The sequence below is a fragment of the Desulfosarcina sp. genome, from assembly GCF_041551955.1.
Taxonomy (GTDB): domain Bacteria; phylum Desulfobacterota; class Desulfobacteria; order Desulfobacterales; family Desulfosarcinaceae; genus Desulfosarcina.
Genome location: NZ_JBFELV010000423.1, coordinates 1 through 4,491 on the forward strand (window position 1 = coordinate 1; position 4,491 = coordinate 4,491).

Here is a 4,491-nt window from a genome sequence, read left to right on the forward strand (position 1 = left end):
CTATATTTTCTTGACAAATGGGCGAACTCCTGACATCAAGTTAACGTTGACAACAGCAATTATCATTTACAATTTAGATGGTTAGCAAAAAAAGCCGCTGCCGGATGCAGCATCAATCGACTCGAACTGGAAATGGGCAACAAAAATTTAGAGGGGAGCAAGCAGCATGAGTCTGACAAAAGCTCAAATTGTAGAAAACATTCAAGATCAAACCGGTCTCACCAAAATCAAGGCCACCGATACCGTTGAGACGCTTCTCGAGATCATCAAAGCATCCCTGTCTTCCGGAGAGAACGTTCTGGTAAGCGGCTTCGGAAAATTCTGCGTCAAGGAAAAAAAGCGGCGCAAGGGCAGAAATCCGGCGACGGGTGATGAAATGATGCTGGACGAGCGACGGGTGGTCACCTTTAAATGTTCAGGAAAATTGCGCGACAAGATCAACTGATCGCATTTTTTTTCGACATGCCAATCCCCTTTGTAAAAGGAACGCCATGAAAGGCATCGTCATCCGGTGGCTGTTCTTGACGTTTGCCATCTTCATGGCAGCCTACATGATCGATGGCATCCGCGTATCCGGATTTCCTTCAGCCGTGCTGGCAGCCGCCGTGCTGGGGGTTTTAAATGCCTTCTTTCGCCCCATCCTGCTGCTGCTTACCCTGCCCCTGAACATTCTTACCCTGGGCCTGTTCACCTTTGCCATCAACGCCATGCTGCTGATGATGGCATCCGGCGTCATCCGCGGTTTCGACGTGGATGGCTTCGGCAGCGCCCTGCTGGGGGCCCTTTTCATCAGCGCTGTCAGTTGGCTGCTCACCTCATTCATCAGCGAACGGGGAACGGTTCAATTCATCGATCTGAAGCACAAGGGGGGAAACCGCTGGGAGTGATTTCAACTTTCAGCGTCTTCCCGCATCATCACGATGTGGTCCTTGATTTCGTTCAGCACGAAATAGCGGGTCAGCGCATCGGCGATCTCTGCCGAGGTCGGTTCAATGCCGGTCACCTGCCGGATGAAATCCGCAACGATATCTAACGCGTCGGTCAAGGCGAGGTCAGTCGTCCGATGGTGCACCATAGATGTTATCCGGGGTTGGGTTTGCCGCATTCTTTGCAGCGACCGTCGGGACCGATCACGCCGATGCAGCTTTCATCGGCACACAGGGTTCGACTTTCCCAGGCGTCCTCGGACCCGTCCGGGTCGCCTGCCGGATAATCATCGGCAGGCGCATCTTCCACCGACATCTCCTGGTCCACAGGTTCACCGTCCGCACCCTGATCATCCGCATGGGTATCAACCGCGGGCGAAGGCGCGCCGCCGTCATAGGGCCTGCCGCACATCTTGCAGCGACCGTCGGCACCGACGATGCCGATACAGTTGCCATCGCTGCACAACACGCGCTTTTCCCATTCACTGTCCGATTTTCCCATCATCCGCCTCCTGTCACGGGCAATCTGTTTGAGGGCATTAAATTTGCGCAAGGCGATAAAGTTTTGCCGCAATGGTTGATGCTTGGGTTTGCCCGGGCTCCATTTTGAGCCAGCCGGGCAGACCACTGCGTTGGCGGTTCATACCACAAGCGTCACTCGTTCTCAAACCATCAAACACGGCCGGAATAAAAAAAGTCTCAAGTATCCATCGCAGCGGCCGATATGATCATTAAGCGCAAAGCAACGGTTGCGCTATACTCCTCTCCGCTCCTCTTCATGGAAAAAGGCGGCCAAATCGGCCGCCTTTTTTTTATCGACATTATGGTTTGACAGCCGCTGATCGATTCCGATACATATTCACACGAAATGGCGCCAATCCACAAATACCGCCAACGGCGGAAAATAAGCCCTAAGAGGCCTCGAGTCGTGAAAAATAGAAGTGACACCGGAAAAATCAGCCGAAACGCCCCTTGCCCCTGCGGCAGCGGAAAAAAATATAAGCATTGCTGTCTCAACAAGCCCTCTTCGACGCGGCCATCGGACCTGCAATACGCAAAAAGGCACCGGATCCGAATCAAAACGCCTGAACAGATCGAAGGCATACGGCGGGCCGGCCAATTGGTCATCGAAACGCTGGATCTGGTGGCGCCCCACATCCGGCCGGGCGTGACCACCGATGAAATCAATGCATTGGTCCACGATTTTACCGTCCGGCAAGGTGCGGTTCCCGCTCCCCTGAATTATCGGGGCTTCCCTAAGAGTGTGTGTGTCAGCATCAACGAGGTGATCTGCCACGGAATTCCCGGAGATCGACCGTTCAAGGATGGCGATATCGTCAACGTGGATGTCACCTCCATTCTGAAAAGCTATTACGCCGATGCCAGTAAGACTTTTTTTGTGGGTACCCCGGGCGCAGAGGCCCTGAAGATTGTCAATGTTTCCCGGCAGTGTTTAGCAGAAGGCATGGCCGCGGTAAGGCCGGGCAACACCGTCGGCGACATCGGGTATGCCATCCAGTCTTTTGCAGAGGGGCAGGGGTGTTCGGTGGTCCGCGAGTTCGTCGGCCATGGGGTAGGCGTCGATTTTCACGAGCCCCCCCAGATCCCCCATTACGGGAAACCTGGCACTGGCGTGCGTCTGGTGCCGGGCATGGTGTTCACCATCGAACCGATGATCAACCTGGGCAAAAAAGAACTGGTTGTCCTCGATGACGGGTGGACGGCGGTTACCAAGGACGGGTCTCTGTCGGCCCAGTTTGAACAGACCCTATTGGTCACCGAATCTGGCCTTGAAAGCCTCACCCCGTACCCGCTGTAACACGGGAATATACCGTGAGAACAAAGATATGGGCAGCAAGATGCTGTTCTTGAAAGGACATCAGCCTATCACCCCCCGCATCCAGGAAAGCAGGACGGTCGATGCGGCCGTAATGGCACAAAGCACCTGCCCTTTCATTCCCAACGGGTGGCCCATCCACAACCGATAGGCGCCCCCCATCAGCCCCCCGCACAAAAAACCAAACAGGTGAGCCGCCACGTCGCTTCGGGCACTGGTTCCCAGGAATGCCAGCAGCGCCAGACCACTGCCCAAAACCAGGGCCGCTCGTTTCCACCCTTTACCCGTTCTTGCGGCGACCACCGCCTGGAACGCACAAAGGATGCCCACTGCACCGAAGACAGCGGTCGATGCACCCACGGACATATGCCCGGTTTCATGTGCCAACGCGTTCATCAGGTTGCCGGCCATACCACTGGCCAGTATCATCAACCACCCGACACCAGCGCCGGTAACCATACACACGGCACCACCGAAAATCACCACCCCAGCCATGTTTCCGGCAATATGCGCGGCATCGGCATGCAGCAGGAGCGCAGTGGCACACCGGTAAATCTCGCCGTTCAGAATGCGGCCGGCATGGGCACCGAAAACGGCGGTATAATCCTCAGGCGCGGAACTGGCCGAAACGGCCAGGTGGATGGAAAGCAGCAACAAGGCTACAGCAATGCCGGATAGGTTTTTGTTTGCCGGGTGGCTGCGGGAGACCGAGGGATCCGCTTCGTCGTCCGGGTTTTCAGCCTGGTAACGATAGATGACGTCCCGGGCTGCGTCGGCATACGGTTTCGGTACATCGATACGGAACCCATCGTTGGATCGGGTCGCCCGATTGGCAATTCCAGAAGCATTCAGGACCAGGCTGAAAGCATTGGCCTGTTCCTGGCTGAGGGCATCAAATACGGTGACCATCGGCGACATGAAAAATGACGTCCCAGGGGGTAAATGCGGCGGCAGCAGGCGATCGACCTGGGTGAGCAGAGGTTGCGGGTTTACAACCATGAAGGTTGCGGGTGGCGCGGCGGCCGCCGAAGGTTGACGGCTCAGTAAAAAGGCCGATATCGGCGTTACGCTTCATCCCTCGTCACTGCGGAGTACGGTAAGTCCGCCCCTTCCTCGGAATTCGCAAGCATCGATCTCGGCCTTATTACCGAGCCGTCGTAAAATCGACTTTTTCGGTTTCAACAAGGTTAAGCAAAGCCACTTTCAATCTCACGGATCAAAGTGTTTTTTTATCGTCGTCGTCATCATCGTCGTCATCATCGTCGTCATCGTCGTCATCGTCGTCATCGTCATCGAAGTCATCCGTTTTTTTTCCTGAGCCTTCTTCAGCTGCAGCCAGCCGTGCTTCGGCAGCGCGAACGAGTGCCTCTTCCCGCGCTTTTTTTCTTCTTTGGGCCACTTCCAGTTCATAGGTCTGTTTAGCGGCTTCAACCGCCTGGCGGGCAAGCTTCTCCCCACCCAGTTGAAGGTAGTCCACCACCGTTTTGATCAGCGTTTCATCTTTTCTCAGATCCACGGGGATCCGCCGCGAAACACGCTTGAAAGAACCCCTCAGATCCTTGGGGACGTCGATTTGGTCGATCATGTATCTCTCCTTGCTTCAATTGACGGTGGATGCATAATAAGTCCCTTGGAAGAAAAGTAAAGCACTTCACCGTATAGTTTCGCGATTCACAAATAAAAGCCGTTGACAATCCATGACGCCTCGCATAATAATCCATCAAATGA

Annotated in this window: 7 protein-coding genes; 3 read left to right on the forward strand and 4 right to left on the reverse strand. The window is 54.9% G+C overall.

What is annotated here, in order from left to right; translation table 11 throughout:
• The first annotated feature begins 166 nt into the window (after window positions 1–166).
• Both ABYV26_RS21615 and ABYV26_RS21620 read left to right on the forward strand, forming a co-directional pair.
• On the forward strand, window positions 167–445 hold the full coding sequence (locus ABYV26_RS21615) for an integration host factor subunit alpha (protein WP_372683431.1): 279 nt from the start codon (window positions 167–169) through the stop codon (window positions 443–445).
• A gap of 46 nt (window positions 446–491) precedes the next feature.
• On the forward strand, window positions 492–887 hold the full coding sequence (locus ABYV26_RS21620) for a phage holin family protein (RefSeq protein ID WP_372683432.1): 396 nt from the start codon (window positions 492–494) through the stop codon (window positions 885–887).
• A gap of 2 nt (window positions 888–889) precedes the next feature.
• On the opposite strand, the gene ABYV26_RS21625 is transcribed toward ABYV26_RS21620, so the two are convergent.
• On the reverse strand, window positions 890–1,045 hold the full coding sequence (locus ABYV26_RS21625) for a hypothetical protein (protein ID WP_372683433.1): 156 nt from the start codon (window positions 1,043–1,045) through the stop codon (window positions 890–892).
• A 35-nt stretch (window positions 1,046–1,080) separates the two neighbouring features.
• Complete coding sequence (locus ABYV26_RS21630; RefSeq protein ID WP_372683434.1) at window positions 1,081–1,428, reverse strand: hypothetical protein; 348 nt, start codon at window positions 1,426–1,428, stop codon at window positions 1,081–1,083.
• Window positions 1,429–1,854: 426 nt separating this feature from the next.
• On the opposite strand from ABYV26_RS21630, the gene map reads away from it, so the two are divergent.
• The gene (map, locus tag ABYV26_RS21635; RefSeq protein ID WP_372683435.1) at window positions 1,855–2,745 is read left to right on the forward strand and encodes a type I methionyl aminopeptidase; all 891 of its coding nucleotides are present in this window, start codon (window positions 1,855–1,857) and stop codon (window positions 2,743–2,745) included.
• A gap of 60 nt (window positions 2,746–2,805) precedes the next feature.
• Here map and ABYV26_RS21640 read toward each other — a convergent pair whose 3' ends face one another.
• Together ABYV26_RS21640 and ABYV26_RS21645 are read right to left on the reverse strand one after the other, a co-directional pair.
• Complete coding sequence (locus ABYV26_RS21640) at window positions 2,806–3,681, reverse strand: rhomboid family intramembrane serine protease (protein WP_372683436.1); 876 nt, start codon at window positions 3,679–3,681, stop codon at window positions 2,806–2,808.
• A gap of 298 nt (window positions 3,682–3,979) precedes the next feature.
• Entirely contained in the window at window positions 3,980–4,348 is a 369-nt protein-coding gene (locus tag ABYV26_RS21645; RefSeq protein WP_372683437.1) for a hypothetical protein, read from the reverse strand.
• Window positions 4,349–4,491 lie beyond the last annotated feature (143 nt).